The organism is Streptomyces sp. NPDC002784, assembly GCF_053592135.1.
In genome coordinates this window covers 242,292-266,781 of record NZ_JBSFVD010000005.1, presented here as the reverse complement: position 1 = coordinate 266,781, position 24,490 = coordinate 242,292, and the positions used below count along the sequence as shown (strand labels likewise).

Annotated in this window: 19 protein-coding genes and 1 pseudogene; 19 read left to right on the top strand and 1 reads right to left on the bottom strand. The window is 73.9% G+C overall.

Annotated features, from left to right (window positions below):
• The first annotated feature begins 24 nt into the window (after positions 1 to 24).
• From ACWD1Z_RS13250 to ACWD1Z_RS13165, 18 genes are all read left to right on the top strand, one after another.
• Positions 25 to 1,659, top strand: a complete 1,635-nt coding sequence (locus tag ACWD1Z_RS13250) for a carbamoyltransferase family protein (protein WP_451118229.1) — start codon at positions 25 to 27, stop codon at positions 1,657 to 1,659.
• The gene (locus tag ACWD1Z_RS13245; protein WP_451118228.1) at positions 1,656 to 2,651 is read left to right on the top strand and encodes a glycosyltransferase family 2 protein; all 996 of its coding nucleotides are present in this window, start codon (positions 1,656 to 1,658) and stop codon (positions 2,649 to 2,651) included. The genes ACWD1Z_RS13250 and ACWD1Z_RS13245 overlap by 4 nt, the downstream gene beginning before the upstream one ends.
• Positions 2,648 to 3,205 (top strand): D-glycero-alpha-D-manno-heptose-1,7-bisphosphate 7-phosphatase, encoded by a 558-nt coding sequence (locus tag ACWD1Z_RS13240; protein WP_451118226.1) that lies wholly within the window; start codon positions 2,648 to 2,650, stop codon positions 3,203 to 3,205. The genes ACWD1Z_RS13245 and ACWD1Z_RS13240 overlap by 4 nt, the downstream gene beginning before the upstream one ends.
• Positions 3,202 to 4,209 (top strand): glycosyltransferase family 9 protein, encoded by a 1,008-nt coding sequence (locus ACWD1Z_RS13235; RefSeq protein ID WP_451118224.1) that lies wholly within the window; start codon positions 3,202 to 3,204, stop codon positions 4,207 to 4,209. Before ACWD1Z_RS13240 ends, ACWD1Z_RS13235 begins: the two co-directional genes overlap by 4 nt.
• Complete coding sequence (locus ACWD1Z_RS13230; protein WP_451118222.1) at positions 4,206 to 5,168, top strand: glycosyltransferase; 963 nt, start codon at positions 4,206 to 4,208, stop codon at positions 5,166 to 5,168. Before ACWD1Z_RS13235 ends, ACWD1Z_RS13230 begins: the two co-directional genes overlap by 4 nt.
• A complete protein-coding gene (locus ACWD1Z_RS13225; protein WP_451118220.1) occupies positions 5,165 to 6,400 on the top strand; it encodes a glycosyltransferase in 1,236 nt (411 codons plus the stop codon). Before ACWD1Z_RS13230 ends, ACWD1Z_RS13225 begins: the two co-directional genes overlap by 4 nt.
• Positions 6,397 to 7,026: a D-sedoheptulose-7-phosphate isomerase gene (locus tag ACWD1Z_RS13220; protein ID WP_451118218.1), complete on the top strand. Its 630-nt coding sequence runs from the start codon at positions 6,397 to 6,399 to the stop codon at positions 7,024 to 7,026. Before ACWD1Z_RS13225 ends, ACWD1Z_RS13220 begins: the two co-directional genes overlap by 4 nt.
• Positions 7,023 to 8,438 carry a PfkB family carbohydrate kinase gene (locus ACWD1Z_RS13215; protein WP_451118216.1) on the top strand — a complete coding sequence of 472 codons (1,416 nt, stop codon included), beginning with the start codon at positions 7,023 to 7,025 and terminating at the stop codon, positions 8,436 to 8,438. Before ACWD1Z_RS13220 ends, ACWD1Z_RS13215 begins: the two co-directional genes overlap by 4 nt.
• 332 nt (positions 8,439 to 8,770) lie before the next feature.
• Positions 8,771 to 9,820 (top strand): glycosyltransferase family 9 protein, encoded by a 1,050-nt coding sequence (locus ACWD1Z_RS13210; protein ID WP_451118214.1) that lies wholly within the window; start codon positions 8,771 to 8,773, stop codon positions 9,818 to 9,820.
• Positions 9,821 to 10,101: 281 nt separating this feature from the next.
• Positions 10,102 to 11,319 (top strand): polysaccharide pyruvyl transferase family protein, encoded by a 1,218-nt coding sequence (locus ACWD1Z_RS13205; protein WP_451118212.1) that lies wholly within the window; start codon positions 10,102 to 10,104, stop codon positions 11,317 to 11,319.
• 21 nt (positions 11,320 to 11,340) lie between these two features.
• Positions 11,341 to 12,792 carry an FAD-dependent oxidoreductase gene (locus tag ACWD1Z_RS13200; protein WP_451118210.1) on the top strand — a complete coding sequence of 484 codons (1,452 nt, stop codon included), beginning with the start codon at positions 11,341 to 11,343 and terminating at the stop codon, positions 12,790 to 12,792.
• Positions 12,793 to 12,941: 149 nt separating this feature from the next.
• Positions 12,942 to 14,033 carry a substrate-binding domain-containing protein gene (locus ACWD1Z_RS13195; protein ID WP_451118208.1) on the top strand — a complete coding sequence of 364 codons (1,092 nt, stop codon included), beginning with the start codon at positions 12,942 to 12,944 and terminating at the stop codon, positions 14,031 to 14,033.
• 124 nt (positions 14,034 to 14,157) lie between these two features.
• A complete protein-coding gene (locus tag ACWD1Z_RS13190; RefSeq protein WP_451118207.1) occupies positions 14,158 to 15,468 on the top strand; it encodes an ABC transporter substrate-binding protein in 1,311 nt (436 codons plus the stop codon).
• Positions 15,469 to 15,938: 470 nt separating this feature from the next.
• Positions 15,939 to 16,907: a carbohydrate ABC transporter permease gene (locus tag ACWD1Z_RS13185; protein ID WP_451118205.1), complete on the top strand. Its 969-nt coding sequence runs from the start codon at positions 15,939 to 15,941 to the stop codon at positions 16,905 to 16,907.
• Complete coding sequence (locus tag ACWD1Z_RS13180; RefSeq protein ID WP_451118204.1) at positions 16,904 to 17,827, top strand: carbohydrate ABC transporter permease; 924 nt, start codon at positions 16,904 to 16,906, stop codon at positions 17,825 to 17,827. Before ACWD1Z_RS13185 ends, ACWD1Z_RS13180 begins: the two co-directional genes overlap by 4 nt.
• Positions 17,828 to 17,829: 2 nt before the next feature.
• Positions 17,830 to 18,867, top strand: coding sequence for a hydroxyacid dehydrogenase (locus ACWD1Z_RS13175; RefSeq protein WP_451118202.1), 1,038 nt, complete (start codon positions 17,830 to 17,832; stop codon positions 18,865 to 18,867).
• Between the two features lie 25 nt (positions 18,868 to 18,892).
• Positions 18,893 to 20,353 (top strand): HAD-IA family hydrolase, encoded by a 1,461-nt coding sequence (locus ACWD1Z_RS13170; protein WP_451118200.1) that lies wholly within the window; start codon positions 18,893 to 18,895, stop codon positions 20,351 to 20,353.
• A 74-nt stretch (positions 20,354 to 20,427) separates the two neighbouring features.
• Positions 20,428 to 21,258, top strand: coding sequence for a hypothetical protein (locus ACWD1Z_RS13165; RefSeq protein WP_451118198.1), 831 nt, complete (start codon positions 20,428 to 20,430; stop codon positions 21,256 to 21,258).
• Here ACWD1Z_RS13165 and ACWD1Z_RS13160 read toward each other — a convergent pair.
• Complete coding sequence (locus tag ACWD1Z_RS13160; RefSeq protein ID WP_451118196.1) at positions 21,245 to 23,668, bottom strand: polysaccharide lyase 8 family protein; 2,424 nt, start codon at positions 23,666 to 23,668, stop codon at positions 21,245 to 21,247. The genes ACWD1Z_RS13165 and ACWD1Z_RS13160 overlap by 14 nt on opposite strands.
• Positions 23,669 to 23,834: 166 nt before the next feature.
• On the opposite strand from ACWD1Z_RS13160, the pseudogene ACWD1Z_RS13155 reads away from it, so the two are divergent.
• A pseudogene (locus ACWD1Z_RS13155) lies at positions 23,835 to 24,481 on the top strand (peptidoglycan-binding domain-containing protein).
• Positions 24,482 to 24,490 lie beyond the last annotated feature (9 nt).

Sequence of the window (24,490 nt, the reverse complement as noted above, 5' to 3'; positions counted from 1 at the left end):
CCGTACGCCGCTCGGAGGCATCGCATGCGTGTCCTGGGAATCAACGCTCTCTTCCACGACCCCGCCGCCGCTCTCGTCGTGGACGGCCGGATCGTGGCAGCGGCGGAAGAGGAGCGCTTCAGCCGGCGCAAGCACGGCAAGCGCCCCGTCCCCTTCTCCGCCTGGGAACTGCCCGAACTGTCCGCCCGCTGGTGTCTGGACCAGGCCGGCCTGAGCCCGGCGGACCTGGACGCGGTGGCCTACTCCTACGACCCCGAACTCGCCCGTCCGGCAGACCAGCTGGGACTGCACGACCCCTGGGACGCGCTGCGGCAGGAATACGCCCGCCGCGCCCCCGAGTTCCTCGCCGAGGCGCTGCCCGGCCTCGACGCCGGCAAGGTCCGCTTCGTCGCGCACCACGTGGCCCACGCCGCCTCCGCCGGGCAGGCGGCCCCGTACCCCGACAGCGCGGTCCTGGTGCTGGACGGGCGCGGCGAATGCGGCTCCCATCTCGCGGGCCGCTACGCCAACCGCGAGCTGACGATCCTCGGCTCCCAGTCCCTGCCCGACTCCATGGGCCTGTTCTACGAGGACCTCACCCAGCACCTCGGATTCCTGCGCAGCAGCGACGAGTTCAAGGTGATGGCCCTGGCCTCCTACGGCGAGCCCCGCTTCCTGGACCGGCTGCGCGCCTACGTCCACCTGGACGGCGAGGGCGGGTTCAGGGCCCGTCCCGTGCCCTGGGAGGAGCTGGTGCCGGAGCGGGCGAAGGGCGGCGGCTGGACGCAGGACCACGCCGACATCGCCGCCAGCGCCCAGGCCTGCCTGGAGGAGGTCATGCTCGGACTCGCCCGGTGGCTGCACGACCGTACCGGCGAGGACGTCCTGACCATGGCCGGCGGTGTCGCGCTCAACTGCGTCGCCAACACCCGCCTGTACCGGGAGACCCCCTTCCGGCACATCTGGGTGCAGCCCGCCGCCGGGGACGCGGGCACCGCGCTCGGCGCCGCGCTCCATGTCGCCCATCAGAAGGAGACCGTGGAGCCGATGCCCACCGCGGCCCTCGGGCGTGGCTGGAGCGACGCCGAACTGCGGGCCTGGCTGGAGAGCGCGGCCGTGCCCTACGAGGAGCCCGACGACATCGCCGAGACCGTCGCCGCCGCCCTCGCCGAGGACGCCGTCGTGGCCTGGTTCCAGGGCCGCAGCGAGTACGGCCCGCGCGCCCTCGGCCATCGCTCCCTGCTCGCCCACCCCGGCCGCGCCGGGAACCTGGAACGCCTCAACGCCGTGAAGGGACGCGAGGAGTTCCGCCCGGTCGCCCCGATGGTGCTCGCGGAACGGGCCGCGGAGCTGTTCGACGGGCCGCTGCCCAGCCCGCACATGCTGTTCGTGCACGAGGTCGCCGCCGCCTGGCGCGACCGCATCCCGGCCGTGGTCCACGTGGACGGCACGGCCCGCATCCAGACCGTGGACCGGCGCGACGAACCGCTCGTGGCCCGCATGATCGACGGATTCGAGCGCCGTACCGGCCTGCCCGTCGTCGTCAACACCAGCCTCAACACGGCGGGCCGCCCCATGGTCGACGACCCCCGGGACGCCCTGGAGTGCTTCGGCTCCGCACCCGTGGACCTGCTCGCCCTCGGCCCGTACGCGATCCGCCGCAAGGAGGTGTTCGCATGACCGGCGAACCCGCCTACTCCGTCGTCATCCCGACGATCGGCCGCCCCTGCCTGGCCGACTGCCTGCGCGCGCTCGCCGCGGCCGGCGACCACCCGCCCGAGGAGGTCGTCCTGGTCGACGACCGTCCGTCCCCCGCCGCCGAACTGCCGCGGGAAGCGGCCGGGGTGCTGTGGAGCCGGGTCCGCACCCTGCGCACCGGCGGCCGCGGCCCGGCCGCCGCGCGCAACGCCGGATGGCGCACCGTCAGCAGCCCGTGGACGGTCTTCCTCGACGACGACGTCCAGGTGCTGCCCGACTGGTCGCGCCGCCTCGCCGACGACCTCGCCGCGGCCGACGCCGGCACCGGCGGCGTCCAGGGACGGCTCTGCGTACCCCTGCCCGACGACCGGCGGCCCACCGACTGGGAACGCGGCACGGCCGGACTGGAGAACGCGGCCTGGGCCACCGCCGACATGGCCTACCGCACGGCGGCCCTCGTCGAGGTCGGCGGGTTCGACGAGCGGTTCGGCCGCGCCTTCCGCGAGGACGCCGACCTGGCCCTGCGGGTGCGCGACGCCGGCTGGACGCTGCACCGGGGCGAGCGCACCACCCGCCACCCGGTACGCCCCGAGGGCGCCTGGGCGTCGGTGCGGGCCCAGCGCGGCAACGCCGACGACGCCCTGATGACCCGGCTGCACGGCCCCGACTGGTGGTCCCGTGCCGAGGCCCCGCGCGGACGCCTGCCCCGGCACGCCCTGCTCACCTCCCTGGCGCTCACCGCCCCCGTGCTCGCGCTGGCCGGCCGGCGGCGCGCCGCGCGGATCGCCGGGACGCTGTGGGCGCTGGGCACCGCCGAGTTCGCGCTCGCCCGCATCCGGCCGGGACCGTGCACGGCCCGGGAGATCACCACCATGGTCTCCACCAGCGTGGTCATCCCGCCGCTCGCGGTGCGTTACTGGCTGCACGGGCTGGTACGCCACCGCCGGGCCACGGCCCTCAGGAGCACCCCGTGAACACCCGGCACCGCGACCCGAACCGGCCCGCCGCCGTCCTCTTCGACCGCGACGGCACCCTCGTCGAGGACGTCCCCTACAACGCCGACCCCGACCGGGTGCGCCCGCTGCCCGGCGCCCGGCAGGCCCTGGACCTGCTGCGCGCCGCGGGCATCGCGACCGGCGTGGTCAGCAACCAGTCCGGCATCGGCCGCGGCCTGCTCACCCACGCCGACGTCCACCGCGTCAACGACCGCGCCGACGCCCTCCTCGGCGGCCTGGACACCTGGGTGTACTGCCCGCACGCGCCCGACGCCGGCTGCGACTGCCGCAAGCCCCGCCCCGGACTCGTCGTCGAAGCCGCCCGGCGGCTGCGGGTGGCGCCCGCCGACTGCGTGGTGATCGGCGACATCGGCGCCGACGTCCAGGCCGCGCACGCCGCGGGCGCCCGGGCCGTACTCGTACCCAACGCCGCCACCCGGCCGCAGGAGACCGCGACCGCCCCCAGCACCGCCCCCGACCTGCTCACGGCCGTGCGCCGGCTGCTCGGCGAAGGGCCGGGTGATCGCCGGTGAAGGCCCTGGTCGTCCGGCTCGACAGCTTCGGCGACGTGCTGCTCGCCGGGCCGGCGGTGCGCGCGGTCGCGGCGCACTGCTCCGAGGTGACCATGCTGTGCGGCCCGCGCGGCGAACCCGCCGCCCGGCTGCTGCCCGGCGTCACCGACGTCATGGTGTGGGAGGCCCCCTGGGAGGGCTTCGACCCGCCCACCGTGGCGGCGGCCGACACCGAGGGCCTGATCCGGCGCCTGCGGGACGCGGCGTTCGACACCGCCCTCGTCCTCACCTCCTTCCACCAGAGCCCCCTGCCCACCGCCCTGCTGCTGCGCCTGGCCGGGGTGGCACGCATCGGCGCCGACAGCGTCGACCACCCCGGCCGCCTGCTCGACGTCCGCCACCAGCGGCTGCCCGGCCGCCACGAGGCCGAGGCCGCCCTCGACACCGCCGCCGCCATGGGCTGGCTCCCGCCGCCCGGCGACGACGGCCGGCTGCGCGTCGTCCCCACCCCCGACACCATCGCGCTCACCGGCAACGGCCCCTACGTCGTCGTCCACCCCGGCGCGAGCGCCCCCGCCCGCGCCTGGAGCCCCGACCGCTGCGCGGAGGCCGTGGAACTCCTCGGCGAGGCGGGCCACCGCGTCGTCGTCACCGGCGGACCCGACGAGGTGGGCCTGACCCGCGAGGTCAGCGGCGACACCGCCGTGGACCTGGGCGGCAGGACCGACCCGCGGACCCTCGCCGGTGTCCTGCGCATCGCCGACGCCGTCGTCTGCGGCAACACCGGCCCCGCCCACCTGGCCGCGGCCGTGGGCACTCCGGTCGTCTCCCTGTTCGCGCCGGTCGTACCGGCCGGGCGGTGGGCGCCGTACGGGGTGCCCTGCGTCCTCCTCGGCGACCAGCGAGCGCCGTGCGCGGACAGCAGGGCCCGCCGGTGCCCCGTACCGGACCACCCCTGCCTGGACGAGGTGACGGGCCAGGACGTGGTGGCCGCGGTGCACAAACTCCTTGAGGAGAGCCCATGAACATCCTCGTCTGGCATGTGCACGGATCCTGGCTGACGGCGTTCGTGCAGGGCCCCTACACCTTCCTGGTCCCGGTCACCCCCGACCGCGGACCCGACGGCCTCGGGCGGGCCCGCACCTGGCAATGGCCGTCCACCGTGCGGGAACTGAGCCCCGACGGACTGCGCGAGGCCGACATCGACCTGATGGTGCTGCAACGGCCGCACGAACTCGACCTCGCCCGGCACTGGACCGGCCGCCGCCCCGGCATCGACGTCCCCGCCGTCTACGTCGAGCACAACAGCCCGCACGAGTCGGCCGTGGACACCCGCCACCCCCTGGCCGGCCGCGGCGACATCCCCGTCGTCCATGTCACCCACTTCAACCGCCTGATGTGGGACAACGGCAAGGCACCGAGCACCGTGATCGAGCACGGGATCATCGACCCCGGGCACCTGTGGACCGGCGAGGAGCCGCGCGCCGCGGTCGTCGTCAACGAACCCCTGCGCCGCGGCCGTACGACCGGAACCGACCTGCTGCCGGAGTTCGCCCGCGCCGTGCCGCTCGACGTGTTCGGCATGCGCACCGAAGGGCTCGCCGGCCAGCTCGGTCTGCCGCCCGACCTCCTGCGCAGCCGCGACCTGCCGCAGAGCGCGCTGCACCGGCAGATGGCGCGCTGCCGCATGTACCTCCACCCCGTCCGCTGGACATCCCTCGGACTGTCCCTGCTGGAGGCGATGTTCCTGGGGATGCCCGTCGTGGCCCTCGACACCACCGAGGTGCGCGAGGCCGTCCCCGAGGGGGCCGGGGTGGTGTCCAACCGGCTCGACGTCCTGCGGGACGCCCTGCGCGGATTCCTCGCGGATCCCGTGGACGCCCGCCTGACAGGGGAGGCCGCCAGGTCCGCGGCACAGGCCCGCTACGGAGAACGGCGCTTCCGGGACGACTGGGAACGCCTGATCAAGGAGGTCACCCGATGAGTGCCAGCCACCCTCCGGCCCGCCGGGTCGCCATGGTGTCCGAGCACGCGAGCCCCCTGGCCGCCCTCGGCGGCCCCGACGCGGGCGGCCAGAACGTGTACGTGGCACAACTCGCCGGCCGGCTGGCCCGCCGGGGCTACGACGTGGTCGTGTACACCCGCCGGGACGACCCCCGGCTCCCGGACCACGTCACCACACCCGACGGGTTCCGCGTCGTCCATGTGCCCGCCGGACCGCCCGCCCCGGTCCCCAAGGACGAACTGCCGCCCTGCATACCGGCGTTCGGCGAGTTCCTGGCCCGCCAGTGGGCGGCCGCACCCCCCGACGTGGTCCACGCCCACTTCTGGATGTCGGGATGGGCCGCGCTCACCGGGGCGAAGGGCCTCGGGGTGCCCGTCGTGCAGACCTACCACGCGCTGGGCACCGTGAAGCGGCGCCACCAGGGCGCCGCCGACACCAGCCCGCCCGAACGCGTCGCGATCGAGACGGCCGTCGGCCGCGCGGCCGGCCTGATCCTCGCCACCTGCCGGGACGAGGTGGCCGAACTCGTCGCCATGGGCCTGCCCCGGCACCGGATCACGGTCGTACCCTGCGGAGTCGACCCCGACCGGTTCGCGCCGGTCGCCGACGCCCGGCGGTCCGCCGCCGCCCCCCGGCGGCTCCTCGCCGTCGGCCGGCTCGTGCCCCGCAAGGGCTTCGACCGGGCGATCCGCGCCCTGGCCGGCGTCCCCGACGCCGAACTCCTCATCGCGGGCGGCCCCGACCCCGCCCTCCTGGCCGCCGAACCGGAGGCCGAGCGGCTGCGCGCCCTCGCCGAGGAGCACGGCGTGGCCGACCGGGTCACCCTGCTCGGCGGGGTGAGCCCCGACCGGATGCCCCAGCTGATGTCCAGCGCGGACCTGGTGCTGTCCCTGCCCCGCTACGAACCGTTCGGCATCGTCCCGGTCGAGGCGATGGCCTGTCGCGCCCCCGTCCTCGCCACGGCCGTCGGCGGCCAGCTCGACACCGTCGTGCACGGCGTCACCGGCGAACTGGTCCCGCCCGACGGCGACCACGACCTCAGCGGCACGATCCGCCGCCTCCTGGACGAGCCGGACCTGCTCGCCCACTACGGCGAACGGGGACGGCGCCGGGTGCTGGACCACTTCACCTGGGACCGCGTGGCCGACGGGGTGACCCGGGCCTACGGCGCTGTCTCCTCCGTCCCCTCGCTCTCGGGAGCCGTCCGATGACACTCGCCACCGACGTCACCCACTGCGACGCCCTGATCAGGGCCCTCGAAGGGTTCCGCGACTACGGCGGCCCGCGCCTGGAACGCTGGGGCACCGACCTGGCCACCCGCCTCGGCGCGGGCTCCCGGCTGCTCGTCGCCGGCAACGGCGGCAGCGCCGCCCAGGCCCAGCACCTGACCGCCGAACTGGTCGGCCGCTACCGCGACGACCGGCCACCGTTCTCCGCGCTCGCCCTGCACGCCGACACCTCCTCCACCACCGCCATCGCCAACGACTACGGCGTCCAGGAGATCTTCGCCCGGCAGGTGGCGGCGCACGGCCGCTCCGGTGACGTGCTGATGCTGCTGTCCACCAGCGGTGCCAGCGACAACCTCCTCGTCGCGGCGAGCGAGGCACACCGCCACGGCATGACGGTGTGGGCGCTCACCGGCCCCGCCCCCAACCCCCTGGCCGACGCCGCCGACGACACCCTGTGCGTGGCCGCGGCGACGTCGGCCACCGTCCAGGAACTGCACCTGGTCGCCGTCCACATGCTCTGCGAGTACTTCGACCGGACCGTCGGAGCGCCCCGGCACGCGGAGCCCTGGGCCTTCGTCACCCAGGACGCGGCGGGGGAGGTCACATGAGCGCCCCCGCCGCCCTGCTGGTCGTCGGGGACGCCCTCCTCGACCACGACATCCGCGGCCGGGTCGAGCGCCTGGCCCCCGACGCGCCCGTGCCCGTCGTCTCCGACACCCGGCGCGCCACCCGCCCCGGCGGAGCGGCACTCGCCGCCTGCCTGGCCGCCGCCGACGGCCGGCCGGTCACCCTGGTCACCGCGCTGGGCGACGACCCCGCCAGCGCCACCCTGCGCCGGCTGCTGGCCGGCCGGGTCCACCTGGTGGAACTGCCGCTCACCGGATCCCTGTCCAGCAAGACCCGCGTCCTCGCCGACGACCGGCCCCTGCTGCGCCTGGACGACGGCGACGGCCGGACCCGCGAGAGCACCCGGCAGGCGTGCCAGGCCGTCGCCGAGGCGCCGGCCGTCCTCGTCGCCGACTACGGCCGCGGCACCGCCGACGCCCTGCGCGATCCCCTCACCGACGCGGCCGCGCGGGTCCCCGTCGTCTGGGATCCGCACCCGCGCGGGCATCAGCCGGTGGCGGGCGTACGGCTCGCGACACCCTCGGCGAGCGAGGCGCGGGCCTTCGCCCGCCGCGACGCCGAGGCCCGGCCGGGCGGCGAGCTGCACGCCGCCGCCCAGGACGCCGACCGGCTCGTGCACCTGTGGCGGGCCGCCTCGGTGGCCGTCACGCTGGGCGGCCGCGGCGCCCTGCTCTCGCACGGCGGCACCCCCCTGCTGGTGCCGTCGCCGGTCACCGCGGAGGGCGACGCCTGCGGCGCGGGGGACCGGTTCGCGGCGACCGCCGCCGGACTCCTCGCGGACGGCGAGATCGTCGAGACGGCCGTACGGGGTGCCGTGCACGCCGCCACCCGGTACGTCGCCGAAGGCGGCGCCGGATCCGTCCACGTGACCCCGGACCCCGCCGCCCGCCCCGCCGAGGCGGAACCGACGGACGACGCGCTGCGCACCGCCGCCCGGGTACGGGCCGCCGGCGGCACCGTGGTGGCCGCCGGCGGCTGCTTCGACCTCCTGCACGCCGGGCATGTCGCCCTGCTGCAGGCCGCCCGGCGCACCGGCGACTGCCTGGTGGTGTGCGTCAACTCGGACGCGTCCGTGCGCCGTCGCAAGGGCGGGGGACGCCCCTTCGTCCCGGTCGCCGACCGGGTCCGGGTCCTGCGCGCCCTGGAGTGCGTGGACGCGGTCGCCGTCTTCGACGAGGACACCCCCGAACGCCTCCTCGGCGAACTGCGCCCGCACATCTGGGCCAAGGGCGGCGACTACGCCCGCACCCCGCTGCCGGAGACCCCGCTGGTGGAGAGCTGGGGCGGCCAGGTCGTCCTGTTCCCCTACCTCGACGGCCGCTCCACCACCGGCATCGCCGAACGGGCGGCCCTGACCCCCTCCACCGCCACCCCGGCACGGAGACGACGGTGACCGGGCGCCCCGGATCCGCGCGGCGCGAGGGGGTTCCGGGCGCGGGGGTCGAGAGAAGCGGCGGAAGGAGGGCGGGGGAGGTGGGGGACGTGGGGGAGATGGGGGGCGCGCCGCGTCCGGGGGCGGCGGTGGCTCCGGGTTCGTGGCGGTCGGGTGGGGTGGGGGGTATGGGGGGCGCGCCGCGTCCAGGGTTGTCGGGGGCTGCCCCGGGGGTGGCGGAGGCGGGCAGTGGTGCGGGGCCGTCGGGTGGGGTGGGGGACATGGAGGGCGCGCCGCGTCCGGGGTCGTCGGAGGCGGGCGGTGGTGCGGGGCCTTCGGGTGGGCCGGGGCATGTGCGGAGGGCGGCTCGTCCGGCCGCGCCCGGCCGAGGCGGCGGTACGCCCTCGCGGCCCCGCCTGCTCGTGCTGCGGGCGCTCGGCCTCGGGGACCTGCTCGCCGCCGTGCCCGCACTGCGGGGGATACGGCGGGCCTTCGCCGGGCACCACGTCGTGCTGGCGCTGCCTCCCGCGCTCCGCGAGGCGGCGCTGGCCACCGGTGCCGTCGACGACGTCCTCCCCGCCGAGGCGCCGGGCCGGGCGGTGCCGTCGCTGGACCACTGGTCCGGGCCGCCGCCGGACATCGCCATCGACCTGCACGGCAACGGCCCGGCCAGCCGCGACGCGCTCGCCGCCCTCACCCCCCGCCGGCTCCTGGCCCACGCCGACCCCACCCGGCCCCCCGTGTGGCGGCCCGACGAACACGAGCGGCACCGATGGTGCCGCTTCCTGGCCTCCTACGGCATCGCCGCCGACCCCGGCGACCTGCGGCTGCCCGCCCCCGCCACCCCTCCCCCGGCGCCGGGAGCGGTCGTCGTCCACCCGGGCGCGGAGGCCGCCGCACGCCGCTGGCCGCGCGAGCGGTACGCCGAGGTGGCACACCGACTGCGCGCCGCCGGGCACCGCGTGGTCGTCACCGGCGGGCCCGCCGAGGGCGCCCTGGTCGCCGACGTCGCCCGAGGCGCGGGGCTGCCCCGGCGCGACGTACTGAGCGGGGGCCTGCCCTACGGCGAGCTCTCCGCGCTCATCGCCGGGTCGCCGCTCGTCATCAGCGGCGACACCGGACTCGCCCACCTGGCCGTGGCCCACGGCACGCCCTCGGTGACGCTCTTCGGACCGGTGGCGCCCCACCTGTGGGGACCGCCGCCCCTCGCCCGCCACATCGCCCTGTGGAAACCGGGCCCGCCCGGCGATCCGCACGGCGAGGTGCCCGACCCCCAACTGCTGCGGATCACCACCGGCGAGGTCGCCGCGGCGGCACTGACCCTGCTGCACGCCGACGCGCTGGACGAAGAGGCGCAGACCCGGGTCGACCCGCACGGGATGGCCGTACCGCCACCGGGGTGATCCCTGTTCCGCACGGATGCCAAGGGATATGACCCGGCATCGTCCCCGCGGGGCGGGTACCCGCCGAGAATCCGCCGCCGCGGAAAGGACGCGCGGCACATTGCCACCCATACTGTCCCTAAGGCCGCACCGCTGTCGGCCAGGCCCGCCGTCACGTTTTTCCCGCAGCGCCCGGGCAACCGGGCCCGACGCCATGAGGGCGTGCTTCGACCACCGGACCCAGCCGCAGCCACGTGCCCGGCCCCCCGGGTCCCGCACCTCCGTCGTAACAGGAGCTCCGGATGACCTACGACCACCTCGAGCCGACTGCTCCGCCCGACCTGCGGATCGGCCTGCTCGGCAGTTACGGCGGCTGCAACACCGGCGACGAGGCGATCCTCAAGTGCATCATGAGCTGCCTGCGCGCCCACCGCCCGCACGCGCGGCTCGTCGTCTTCAGCCGCAACGCAGAGCACACCCGCACCCACCAGCCGCAGGCCGACGAGGTCGTGGACTGGGAGGGCGTCCCGCAAAAGCCCGTGCTCGACACCCTCGGCAGCCTGGACCTGCTGGTCCTCGGCGGCGGCGGCATCCTCTACGACGGCGAGGCGCGCCGCTATCTGCGCCTGGTACGGGCGGCGCACGAACGCGGGGTGCCCACCTTCGCCTACGCCGTCGGCGCCGGCCCCCTGCGCGACGCCGACGACCGGGAGGCCGTCCGCGCCGTCATCCCGGAGATGACCGGCATCGTGGTCCGCGACGAGGAGTCCCGCCTGGTCCTGGAGGAGGTCGGCATCGAGCGGGACCTCACCGTCACCGCCGACCCGGCACTGCTCCTGCCGCCGGAGCCCTTCACCGAGCAGATGATGCGGCAGGAAGGGCTGCCCCTGGACGCCCGGCTGGTCGGCATGTCCGTACGGGAACCCGGCAGAGCGGCCGAGAAGCTCGACGAGGCCGACTACCACGCCCTGCTCGCCGACGTCGCCGACTTCCTGGCCCGGCGCCTGGAGGCGCACGTCGTCTTCGTCCCGATGGAACGCCAGGACGTACGGCACGCCCACGGTGTGCTGTCCCGGATGAGCGCCCCGGACCGCGGACGCATCCTCAACAACTCCTACAGCCCCGGCGAGATCCTCGGCTTCATGAGCCACCTGGACATCGTCGTCGGCATGCGCCTGCACGTCGTGATCTTCGCCGCGCTCACCGGGCTCCCCGTGCTGCCGCTGCCGTACTCGGGCAAGGTCTTCGACTTCGCCCGCCGTACCGGCGCGCCCGCCCTGGTCGGCGTGGCGCGGGAGCAGGCCGGACTGCTGCTGGCGGAGGTGGACCGGCTCTGGGACGAGTTCCCGCTGCGCCAGGACGACCTGCGGAACCGGGTGCAGGGCCTGCAGACGCTGGCCCGGGAGACCTGCGTGCGCTGCGGGACCCTGCTGGACAGCCTCGACGGCGGCACGGGCGGCGCACAGCACGCCGAGCACGCCCATCTGAGCCTGACCGGCCCGCAGGCGCCACCGGCCTGACCGCCCCCGACGGGAGCCCCCATGCCGATCCTCACCCCGCCCGAGCCCGACCGGACCGTCACCCTCCCGCCCCGCCCGGCCCGCCACGGCGGCCGGACGGACGTGCTGGTCGTCGGCGGCGGACCGGCCGGGACCGCGGCGGCGTACGCGGCGGCGGAGGCCGGCGCCGACGTCGTCCTCGTGGAGCGCTACGGCTTTCTCGGCGGCAACGCCACCGTGGCGCTCGTCATGCCGCTGATGTCGTTCCACAACGAGCAGAAGCAGGCCGTCTTCGACGACACCGGGCGGCTCGGCCGGCTGCTGCCCACCGACCACGGCGAGGGCGAGGCCGTGGTGGCGGGCTTCCTGTGGGTACTGCTGGACCGGCTCACCGCCCGCGGCGGCTGTGTGCCGCCGTCGCCCGAGACCGGCTACACCGTCCCCTTCGACCCGGAGATCTACAAACTCGTCCTCCTCGACCTGCTCGACGAGGCGGGCGTGCGGATGCTCTTCCACTCGTTCGCCTCCACCGCGCTGCCCCTCGACGACGGCTGGCGCGTGGTCTTCGAGACCAAGTCGGGCCCGGTCGTGATCGACGCCGGGATCGTCATCGACGGCACGGGGGACGGCGACATCGCCGCCGCCTGCGGGGCGCCGTACGAGATCGGACGTCCGGAGGACGGGCTCGTCCAGCCGATGACGCTCATGTTCCGCGTCGTCGACTTCCTCCAGCCGCGGTTCGCCGAGTACGTCCAGGACCATCCCGGCCAGTGGCGGGGCGTGCACGGGCTGTGGGACCTGGTGCGGGAGGCCACCGAGGCCGGTGAACTGCGCCTGCCCCGCGAGGACATGCTCTTCTTCGGCACCCCGCACCCCCATGAGGTCAGCGTCAACAGCACCCGCGTCACCCGGGCGCTGGGCACCGACGTGTGGGACCTCAGCCGCGCCGAGTTCCTGGCCCGCCGTCAACTCGCCCAGATCGACCGCTTCCTGCGCCGGCGCGTGCCCGGCTTCGAGGACTCCTACATCGCGCAGAGCGGCGTCCAGATCGGCGTGCGCGAGACCCGCCGCATCCTCGGTGACTACCACCTCACCGGCCACGACATCCTCGCGGCGCGGGCCTTCCCCGACGCCGTCGCGCACGGCGCCTATCCCGTGGACATCCACAACCCCCGGGGCAGCGGCACCGTCCTCAAGCGCGTCCCGCGCGGCAGCTTCTACGACATCCCCCTGCGCTGTCTGCTGCCCCGGGACACCGAACGCCTGCTGGTCGCCGGGCGCTGCATCTCCGGCTCCCACGTGGCCCACTCGTCCTACCGCGTCATGCCGATCGCCATGGCGACCGGCCAGGCCGCCGGCGCCTGCGCCGCCCTCGCCGTCCGCCTCGGCCGCACTCCCCGCGCGGTACCCCACCACCTCGTCCAGCGCACCCTCCTGCGCCAGGGCGCCCATCTGCGCCTCCAGCCGAGGGAACCGGCCCCGAGCGAGGACTAGACACGGCGGCGGGCCACCACGCTCTCGCCCCGGAACGGGCACCTCCTCTGATCGTTTGATCGCAAACGATCGATACGATGATGGGCGTAGAGTAAGGCACTCCGGGATCATGCCGCCGCCCGGATCTGTCACCGACCAGGGGGAACCCCATGCGACTCCATGTCGACCAGCGTCATGAGCGGGTGCTCGAGCTCGTCCGCGAACGGCGCAGCATCCGGGTCGCGGAACTCGCCGCCGAACTCGGCGTCTCCGCGGTCACGTTGAGACGGGACGTCGAGGCGCTGGCCGCCCAGGGGCGGGTCCACCGGCTGCACGGCGCGGTGGTGTGGCCGGAGGACACGGCGGTCGGGCCGCGCGAGCACCCCGAGGGTGCCGAGGGCGCGGTGATCGGAATGATCGTGCCGACCACGAACTACATCTTCGCCGACATCGTCCGCGGTGCCCGGGAGGCCGTCACGGCCCAGGGCGGACGGCTGGTCCTCGGGGTGTCCGGGTACGTCGACGCGGAGGACTCCGTCCAGGCCGAACACCTCATCGCCGGGGGAGCACAGGGGCTGCTCGTCGCGCCCAGCTGGTTCGGCGGCGTGCCCGAGGGCGGCCAGGAGAAGTGGCTGCTGGAGCATGACGTCCCGGCCGTGCTGGTCGAGCGCTCGGCCCCGCCCGGCAACCCCGCCGCCGTCCTGGACCGGGTCCGCACCGACCGCGCGCACGGCGCCGCCGTGGCCGTCGGCCACTTCGCCTCCCTCGGTCACCGGAAGATCACCGCCGTGCTCCAGGAGGGCCCGCACGCGGTGCAGATCTCCGCCGGATTCCGTTCCGCGGTGCAGGCGTTGGGGCTCGGCATCGACATCGACGCCCCCGCGGTGCGCGAGCACGGCGACTACGAGGCGAGCGTCGACCACCTCGTCGACGCCGTGCACAAGCGGGGCGTCACGGCGGCTCTGGTGCACAGCGACGAGGACGCGATCGTGCTGGTGCCGCGGCTCCAGGCCGCCGGGGTACGGGTCCCGGACGACCTCGCGCTCATCGCCTACGACGACGAGGTCGCCGGCATGTCCGACGTGCCGCTCACCGCGATCGCCCCGCCCAAGCGCTCGGTCGGGGAACTGGCCGCCAAGCTGCTGCTCCAGCGGCTCGCCGAGCGCCGGAACGAACAGCCGCCCGGCCCCGGCCAGCACCTCGATCTGCTCCCGGTGCTGAGAGTCAGGTCGTCCTGCGGCGGCGAAGCGATCACTCCGTGAGCGTTACGTTCGTTGCGCGATCGTTTTGATTGTCTTGGTCGAACGCTCTTGACGTCGATCGTCCTGACCCAAAAGATGTCCTGCGACCGCCTCTTTCCGTACGAGGTCTCGTAGGAGACGTGCCATGACGCGCACTACCCGTTCGTTCCGCAGCACCGCCGCACTCGCCGCCGTCGCCGCCCTCGGCCTGCTCGCCACCGCCTGTGGCGGCGACGGCGACTCGACCGACACCGCCGCCGACGGCAAGCCGGTCACCCTCACCTACTGGACCTGGACCCTCGGGGCCAAGTCGACCGTCGACGCGTTCAACAAGACGCACAAGGACATCAAGGTCGAGCTCACCGAGATACCGAGCGGCACCGAGGGCTACAGCAAGCTGGCCAACGCCGTGAAGGCGGGCAACGCGCCCGACGTGGCCAACATCGAGTACCAGATGGTTCCCGAGTTCGCCAGCCAGGGCAATCTGATCGACCTGACCGAGTACGCGGGCGAAACGGTCAAGACGAAGTTCCCGCAGGGGATCCAGGACCTGGTGACCTTCGGCGGCAAGACCTGGACCGTCCCCTACGACGCGGCCCCGCAGCTCTACTACTACCGCACCGACCTGTTCAAGAAGTTCGGCATCGAAGTCCCCAAGACCTGGGACGAGTTCAAGGCCGCCGCCGCGAAGGTCAAGAAGCAGGACAAGAGCGTCCGCCTCGCCTCCATGCCGAAGAACGACCCCGCCCTGCTGGCCGCCCTGTCCTGGCAGGCGGGCGCGAAGTGGTTCTCCGTCGAGGGCGACGCCTGGAAGCCCGCCGTGGACGACGCCGCGACCAACAAGGTCACCTCCTACTGGGACGGTCTCATCGAGGACGACCTCGTGCAGTCCTACACCGGTTACAGCCCCGAGGAGACCAAGGCCCGCACCTCCGGCAAGACCCTCTCCTTCCTCGGCGCCTCCTGGTCCGCGGGCGGCATGAAGACCGCGATGCCCGACCTCGCCGGAAAGTGGGCCGTCGCCCCCCTGCCCAACTGGGGCACCCCCGCCACCGGCAACTACGGCGGCACCTCCTACGGCGTCCTCAAGGGCAGCGACACCCCCGAGGCCGCCGCCGAGTTCATCACCTGGCTCACCACCGACAAGGCCGGCGTCCAGGCCCGCCTCGCCGACCTGGAGTCGCCCAGCAGCGCCCTGCCGGCCAACCCCGGGATGCGGGAGGTGGCCGCGGCGAAGTTCGACACCGGTTACCTGAACGGCCAGGACCTCTACGCCCTCGCCTCCGAGCAGGCCGAGACCATCGTGCCCGGCTGGACCTGGGGCCCGAACCAGATGGACGTCTACACCGCGGTCCAGGACGAGACCGCCAAGTCCGACTTCACCTCGGGCGTCAAGGCCGGCCAGCAGAAGGCCGAGTCCGGCATCACCGAGCGCGGCCTGAAGCTCGCGAAGTAGTCACACGGCCGCGGCCCGACGACGGCACCGCCGGGGCCCCCACCGTCCCGGCGGCCCGCGCCCCTCCGCCCCCACACCCCCGCCCGGCGACCCCAGGCACCCCGGGCCCGCCACCACCCGCCCGACGACCCCGGGCACCCCCGCACCACCCGACCCACGAGGCCGAGCCACATCCGCCCCACTCCGTGGCCGAGCCACCTCGCCCGAATCACCTCCACCGCCCAATCCCGCCACCCGTCCACCTCGGCAGTCTCGGCCCCGCGGCCGAGCCACCTCCGCCCAACTCCGAGGCCGAGCCACCTCCACCGCCCAGCCCCGCAGCCGAGCCACCGCCGCCCAACCCCGGGGCCGGACAACCCCCACCGCCCAGCCCCGCGGCCGGACAACCCCCGCCGCCCAATCCCGCGGCCACTCACCCCGCCGTCCACCAACCCCCCGCCCACCCGCCACACCCCCGCCAAGGAGCCCCTGTGGCAGCACCGTCCGCCCCAGTCGTGCGTCCCGTGGCCGTACGCGCGTCCGCGCCCCGGCCCCCGGCCGCCACCCGACTCCGGCGCAGTCAGCGCCGCGCCGCCGCCCTGTTCATCGTCCCGTTCTTCGTGCTGTTCGCCGTGGTCATGGCGGCCCCCATCGCCTACGCGGTGTGGATGAGCCTGTTCCAGGAGCGCTCCTCCGGACTCGGCTTCGGCGGCACCGAGCGGGTGTTCGCGGGCCTGGGCAACTACACCAAGGCCCTGGCCGACTCCGGCTTCCGCGCCTCCTTCTCCCACATCGCGCTCTACTGCGCCCTGTACATCCCGGTCATGATCGGCGGCTCACTCGCGCTGGCGCTGCTGGTGGACTCCGCGCTCGCCCGCGCCAAGCGGTTCTTCCAGCTCGCCCTGTTCCTGCCGCACGCGATCCCCGGACTGATCGCCTCGATCATCTGGATCTACCTGTACACGCCCGGTCTGAGCCCGGTGCTCGACTGGATCGGCGCGCTCGGCGGCTCCTGGGACTTCTACAGCAACGACCATGTGCTCAGCTCGCTGGTCAATCTGACCGCCTGGCAGTGGACCGGCTACAACATGGTCATCTTCTACGCCGCCCTCCAGGCCGTTCCGCGCGAAGTGATCGAAGCGGCCGTCGTGGACGGAGCCGGCGCCCTGCGCACCGCCCTCCAGATCAAGGTGCCGATGATCGCCTCCGCGGTCGTGATGACCGTGTTGTTCACCTGCGTCGGCGCGATCCAGATCTTCACCGAACCCAAGCTCCTCAACCAGCGCGGAGCCTCCTCCATCGACACCGAGTGGTCCCCGACCCTGTACATCTGGAAGGCCGGTTTCGTGCAGCACGACTACGGCCTGGCCGCCGCCGCGTCGCTGATGCTCGCCGCCCTCGGCGTCGCCCTGTCCTACCTCGTCACCCGGATCGGCAACCGGTGGAAGGCCGCGCAATGAGCACCCTCACCCAGGACACCGCACCCACCACCCGCCCCGAGGCACCCGCGAAGCGCGCACCGGCCACCCGCCGCCGGGGCCCCTCCGGCGCCCTGCTCTCCAAGGGCGTCGTCAACGGAGTGCTGATCGTCGCCGCGTTCTACACCCTGATGCCCATCAGCTGGCTGCTCTTCGCCGCCACCAAGAACCACCGCGACCTGTTCGCCACCTCCGGCTTCGCCTTCGGCGACTTCAACCTCTTCGCCAACCTCGAACGCGTCTTCACCTTCAACGATGGCATCTATTTGCGCTGGTTCGGCAACAGCATCCTCTACTCCGTCGTCGGCTCCGCCGTCTCCACCTTCATCTGCGTCGCCACCGGCTACGCCTTCGACAAGTACGACTTCCGCGGCAAGGAGAAACTGTTCGGCCTGGTCCTGGGCGGCGTCCTCGTCCCGACCACGGTCATCCAGCTGCCGATGTACCTGCTGGCCACCAAGGCCGGTGTCGTCAACACCTACTGGGCGCTGCTGCTGCCCGCCCTGGTCAACCCCTTCGGCGTCTACCTGGCGCGGGTCTTCTCGGAGGGCTATGTCCCCGGCGAGGTCCTGGAGGCCGCCCGGGTCGACGGCGCCGGCGAGATACGCACCTTCGCCCGCATCGGACTGCCCATGCTGGCACCGGGGTTCATGACCATCTTCCTGTTCTCGTTCACCGCCAGCTGGAACAACTTCTTCGGCGCCCTGGTGATGCTCAACGACGAAGAGCTCTACCCGGTCAACCTCGGCCTGTTCATGTGGAACAGCGTCACCCAGCAGCAGCCCGAGTTCTACTCGCTCGTCATCACCGGCTCCCTCGTCGCCGTCGTCCCGCTGATCGTCGCCTTCGTCTGCCTCCAGCGCTTCTGGCGCTCCGGGCTGACCGCCGGCGCGGTGAAGTGACGATGCCCGCACCGGAAGGCACCCCCCTGAACAGCATCCCCCGCCCCCACACGGTCCTGGCCATGGGCGCCGGCATCCACCGCCAGCTCCTCGACGGGACCGCCCTCACCCGGCTGCACGCGGTGGCGCACGTGGACACGACCACCGCGGTCACCGACCTCGCCACCGCCGACCCCCGGCAACTCGCCGCCGTCGAGGTCCTCTTCACCCACTGGGGCGCCCCCCTGCTCACCGAGGACGCGCTGGACCTGATGCCCCGGCTGCGCGCGGTCGTGCACGCCGCGGGCTCCGTCAAGCACCACGTCACCGACGCCGTCTGGCAGCGCGGCATCACGGTCTCCTCCGCGGCCGCCGCCAACGCCCTGCCCGTCGCCGAGTTCACCCTCGCAGCCATCCTCTTCGCCAACAAACGCGTCCTCGACGTCGCCCGCGTCTACGCCGACACCCGCGCCCACCCCGACCTGCTGCCGTACTACAGCGGCCACGGCAACTACCACCGCACCGTCGGCATCGTCGGCGCCTCCCGCATCGGCCGCCGCGTCATCGAACTGCTGCGCCCCTTCGACCTCGACGTCCTGCTCTACGACCCCTATGTCGACGCCCACGAGGCCCGCGCCCTCGGTGTCGAGCTCGTCGGTCTCGACGAACTGGCCCGGCGCGGCGACGTGGTGTCGATCCACGCGCCCCAACTGCCAGAGACCCACCACATGTTCGACGCCCGCCGCATCGCCCTCCTCAAGGACGGCGCCACCCTCGTCAACACCGCCCGCGGCAACCTCGTCGACACCGACGCGCTCCTCGCCCACCTGGTCACCGGCCGCGTCCACGCCGTCCTGGACGTCACCGAACCGGACGTGCCCCCGGCCGACTCGCCGCTGTACACGCTGCCCAACGTCCTGCTCACCCCGCACATCGCCGGCTCCCTGGGCAACGAACTCGGCCGGATGACCGACTGGGCCGTCGACGAGGTCGCCCGCTACGCCCAGGGCCTGCCCCTGGCGTACGAGGTCGCCCCCGACGAACTGATCCGCTCGGCCTGAACACCCCCCGCGAGAAAGGTCCTTCATGTCCGGCGCCGCACACCGCGTCCTGGTCGTAGGCATCGACGGCGTACGCCTCGACACCCTGAACCGGCTCGCCACCCCGCACCTCGACGCGCTGGCCGCCGAGGGGTTCCTCGCGCCGATCGAGGTGGACGAGGAGACGCCCACCATGTCGGGCCCGTGCTGGGCGACCGTCGTCACCGGCGTCACGGTCGCCCGGCACGGCGTGTGGAGCAACGACTTCACCGGCCACCGCCTCGACGTCTTCCCCGACTTCACGACCCGGCTCGCCGTCCAGGACGGCCTGCGCACCTTCGTCGCCGCCGGCTGGGAGCCCCTGCTGCAGTCCCGCGCCGGCGGCCCCCTCTTCGCCGCCCCCTCCCGGTCCGTGTACGTCTCACCGACGGCCGACACCGCCGAGGCCTGGGAGCGCTGCGACGAACAGGTCACCGAGGCGGCGGTACGCGTCCTCGCCGACACCTCCGACGATCCGGTCGCCTCCTTCGTCTACCTCGGCGCACCCGACGAGACCGCGCACATCCTGGGCTGCGGCGAGGTCTACGAGGCCGCGATCCGCCGGGCCGACGCACGCCTGGGCCGCCTGCTGGACGCCGTCCGCTCCCGGCCGTCGTACGCCGACGAACGCTGGACCGTCCTGGTCGTCACCGACCACGGCCACGTCGACGCGGGCGGCCACGGCGGCCGTACGGCCGTGGAGCGCACGGCGTGGCTGGCCGCCGCGGGCCCCGGCATCGGCACCCCCGCCCGGACGCTGCGCCACGCCGACGTCGCCGCCCAGGCGTTCGCCGCCCTCGGCCGCCACCCCGACCGGCACTGGACCCTCGACGGGGTGCCCTTCGCTGCCGCCCCGCACGCCGTGCTCCTGGACATGGACGGCACCCTCGTGGACACCGAGTCGCTGTGGCTGCGCACGGTCCGCGAGGCCGCGCCGGGCATCGAGGCGGACGACCTGTTCCAGGCCCTGGGCCGCTCGGCCGCCGACACCGCGGCCCTGCTGCGCCCCGAGGACCCGCGGACCCTGGCCGAGGAACTCGAGGCCCGCTTCCTGACCGCCGTCCAGCGCGAGACCACCGCACTGCCCGGCGCCCTCGCCCTCCTCGACCTGCTCCAGGAGCTGGACATTCCGGCCGCCCTGGTCTCGGCGTCCTCGCGCCCGGTCGTGGACGCGGTCCTGAAGACGCTCGGCGCCGACCGGTTCCGCACCACGGTCGCCGAGGGCGAGACGCCGCGCACCAAGCCCGCCGCCGACCCCTACCTCGCCGCCGCCCGCACCCTCGGCGTCGACCCCGCCGCCTGTCTCGCCGTGGAGGACTCGGCCACAGGCGTCGCCGCCGCCGAGGCCGCCGGCTGCCGCGTCCTCGCCGTCCCCTCGTACACGCCGATCGCGCCGGGGGTCCGGCGCACCGTACGCCGGGGCCTGGAGGGAATCGGCAGGCGGGAGCTGTGGGCGGCGGGACTGTGACGCCGTAACCCGACATTTGTTCGGGGCGTGGGGGCGTGCCTACGATCGCCTCCCGCCCGCCCCGAGGAGCCCGTATGCCGTCCGCCCGCCGCCGTCTGCTGTACGTCACCGACCTGGCCTATCCGGCCCGCGGGCGCCGGTACTGCGACGAGGACATCCACCTCACCTCCCGGCTGCGCGAGGACTTCGACCTCGCGCTGTGCCATCCGCGGGAGGCGGTGGCGCTGATGGACGGCTTCGACGCCGTCGTGGTGCGCAACAGCGGGCCGGTCCTGGAGTACCCGCAGGCCTATCAGGCGTTCCGCGAGCACGCGGCCGGCACCGGGGCGCTCGTCTACAACGAGCTGACCGGGCGGGGCGACATGGCGGGCAAGCGGTATCTGCTCGACCTGACCGCCGCGGGCTTCCCGGTCATCCCGACCGTGGACCGCGCCCAGGACCTGGACCGGCTGCCGGCGGCCGAGCGGTATGTCGTCAAGCCCAAGCTCGGCGCGGACTCCATCGGCCTGGAGATCGTCTCCGCCGGGCGGGCCCGCGAGCTGGCCGACAGCAGCGTCCTCGTCCAGCCCTGTATCGACTTCTCCTACGAGGTCTCCTTCTACTTCGTCGACCACGACTTCCAGTACGCCCTGTACGCCCCGGACCCGAAGCGGCGCTGGGAGCTCCAGCCGTACGAAGCCACCGGCGCCGACCTGGAGTTCGCCCGCCGCTTCATCGACTGGAACGCCATCGGCCACGGCATCCAGCGCGTCGACGCCTGCCGCGCCCCGGGCGGGGAGCTGCTGCTGGTGGAGCTGGAGGACCTCAACCCGTATCTGTCGCTGGACGCGCTGAGCGAGGAGCGCAGGGACGCCTTCGTGGTGGCGCTGAAGGCGTCCCTGCACGGGATGTTCAGGCGAGCCTGACGGTGATCCGCTGGGTGGCGCCCGCGGTGCCGCTCAGGTCGCCGAAGGTGAGCCGGAGGGAGGAGCCGGTCGTCGCCGAGGTCACGGTGGCCGGCTTGGACGTCACCGAGGCGACCGCGCGGTTCCAGGTGAGGGTCAGGCCGGTGCGCATCCGCATCGGATCGCTGACGCAGATCACCGCGGTGCCGTCACTGCGCTCATTGATCATCACGCAGCACGGGTCGCTCGCGACGAGGTTCCCCGCGGTGCCGCCGAACCAGAAGTTGACGGCGGTGAAGCCGAGCGAGGGAACGGCCACGCCCTGCTGGTCGTTGGTGTTGGCGAGGACGGTGAGCCAGCCGGTGGCGGCGGCCCGCGCCTGGGTCTGCGCCGCCGTGGCGCCCGGCATGAGCAGATAGGCGTAGCTGCCGGCGGTCGGGTCGGTGCCGTGGTCGACGTACATCGTCAGGTACTTGCGGTTGAGTACGGCCGTGGAGCCGCCCCGGTTGATGTCGCTCCAGCGGCCGTCGCGCGCCTCGCGCAGCGCCTTGACGGTCGCCCCGCCGGGGAAGACGTACCCGGCGTGGCCGCCGATGTGCGCCCAGCGGGCGCCGGTGAGCGTCTCCGACCAGGGGTAGGTGAGCGGCTTGGTGGTGCCGTCCACGGTGAAGGAGGTGTTGCCGGTGGGGCCGAGGTTGCGGTTCTCGACGGTGGTCTCCACGGCGGTGCCGTCGGTGCAGCGGATGCCGGCGCCGAGGCAGACCACGGTGTCGTCGAGGAAGAACCACGACTTCTTCGCCAGCAGCGTGGACTGCAGCCCCTTCAGGTACTGTCCGATCGCCGCCCGCTGCCCGTCCGTGGCGCCGCCCACCCAGTGCACGTCGGGCAGGGAGGCGCCCCAGTCGCCGCCCGCCGCGTCCGCGAGGACCTTGCGCGAGGCGGTGGTGCCGGGCAGCCGGTAGGGGTCGACGGTGGGCCAGAAGGCGTCGCTGTACTGGCCGTTGCCGAAGGTGTCGCCCCACCAGGAGAGCATGCCGGAGCCGGTGTGCCAGCCGCGCAGGTTCTCGCCGTTGCCGGTCTCGTAGTAGGTGATCCTGCGGTCCGCCATGCTGAGCGAGGCCGCCCAGCCGGGTCTGCGGTGGGTGGCCCGGGCCATGTTGGGGAAGAGCCGGTGGCCGGTCGGTTCGGCGAGCGGGGTGATCGTCGTGTCGTCCAGGACGGACTTCAGGCGGGCCAGGTTCGTCAGCCCGAGGGAGGGGTTGCTCATCGGCGGGCTGTAGTAGTCCCGCTGGAGCCAGCCCTTCACCAGCCCCCGCCAGCGCGTGTTCTCGGTGGCGCTCGCGCCCTGTCCGAGCAGCACGATCGACGCGAGGATCGGATGACCGCGCAGGTGATCGTCCTGCTGGATCCGCTTGCTGTCGGAGGCGGCCACCCCCCGGCTGATCGCCCGGCCGGACACGGAGTCCATCACCAGGCCGTTGTAGAGGAAGGGCGCCCAGGCGTTCTCCACGGCGTCGAACACGATCTGCCGCTTGGCGTCGGTGACCGCCCAGCTCGACCCGTTCAGCAGCGCGAACAGCATCCCGAGCCCGCCGAGCAGGACCGAGCCGTAGGAGCCGGTGTAGGGCACGGTGGTGTGCTGGACGAACGATCCGTCGGTGTACAGCCCGTCCCCGCTGGTGACGTACGGGAAGACGGGGGACAGGGCGTCCCGGGCGAGCGCCACCTTGGCGGCGCTGCCCCCGACGATGCCGCGCAGCGCCAGCACCCGGCACAGGTCGACGCGGTTGGCCCCGGTGCTCGTCCCCGAGTAGTTCGCGACCGCGGAGTCGGGCACGAAGTGGTCGACGGCCGCGCAGTACTGGGCGAGCTGCGTGGCGGTGAGCGAGGAGTACATCAGCACGCAGACGTCCAGCAGCGCCTGCGGGGCGCCGATCTGCCAGCTGTACCAGTTGCCGTAGCGGGTCTGGTTCGCGTTGTACACCTCGGCGTGGAGGTGGTCGAGGCCGGTCAGCACGGCGGTCCGGAGGGACGCGTTGCCGGTCAGTCCGGTGCCGGGCTGGCAGTACGCCTGGGCGAGCGTGAGGAGCCGGTAGTAGCTGGCGGCCAGGTTGCCCGAGTAGCCGTAGGACTCCTGGTCGGTGTCGGGTTCGGGGTCCGCGTAGACCAGGTCCGGCCACAGTGAGCCGGCGGCCGGGGCCATGGAGGACTGCAACTGGCTCGCGGTGCTGCCCAGTTCCGCGAGCCGGCTCTTGAAGGGCTCGGCGGTGGGGCTGAACCCCTCACCGAGCAGCAGGGTGCGCCACTTGGCCCGCAGGGTCGCGAACTCGTCGGCCTCGGCGGCGGCGCCGGCCGGAGCGGAGAGCGTGAGAGCGAGGGCGGTGGCGGTGCTCGCGGTCAGAAAGCCGCGACGGGACCAACGAGTCGTCATGACGGCGGTTTCTAGCACGCCATCGATCAAACGCTCAACAATTCTGACTGAATTGAGCGTTCCGATCGCTTTACGGGCCGGGGTCGGGTGAACCTCGGAGGCGGCCCTCCCGTATCACTCGGCGCAGTGCTGTCGCCCCCGCTCACGGGACGGAAGGAAGCGAACCGTGGAGCACAACGGCTCACCCCTGGAACCGGCCCGAGTCCTGCGCCCCCGCCGCACCGACACCCTCGCCGAGCTGTTCCGCGAGCCGGGCCGCGACCCCGCCGACTACGAGACCGTCGCCCCGCCCTGCGGCTCCGAGACCGTCTCCCCGCCCTGCGGCTCCGAGGACGACACCCAGGAACTGCCGCCCGTCCCCGCCGGCCCCGGCACCCCGCGACGCTCCCGGCGCCCCCTGCCCCGAGCCGCCGTCGCGGCGGCCCTGACCGCCGCGGCCCTGATCGGCTTCGGCAGCGCCCTCGTCCTGCCGCACGACCAGGACGACCGCCAGGACAGTAGCGCCGCGCCCCCGTCACCCCCGGCCGCGGCACAGCCCCCCGCCGCCTCCCTCTCGGCCGCCCCCGACCCCGACGGCCCCGGCACCCTTCGCGAGGGCGACACCGGCCCCGAGGTCACCGAGCTCCAGCAGCGCCTGCGGACCGTCCCGGACGTCTACGCCCCCGGCCCCACCACCGGCCGCTACGACGCCGGCCTCACCCGGGCCGTGGCCCGCTTCCAGTCTGGTACGGCATCCGCGGCGACGAGACCGGCGTGTACGGCGACGACACCCGCCTCGCACTGGAGTCCCGCACGGCGGCGTTCGGAAACTGACGCGCCCCG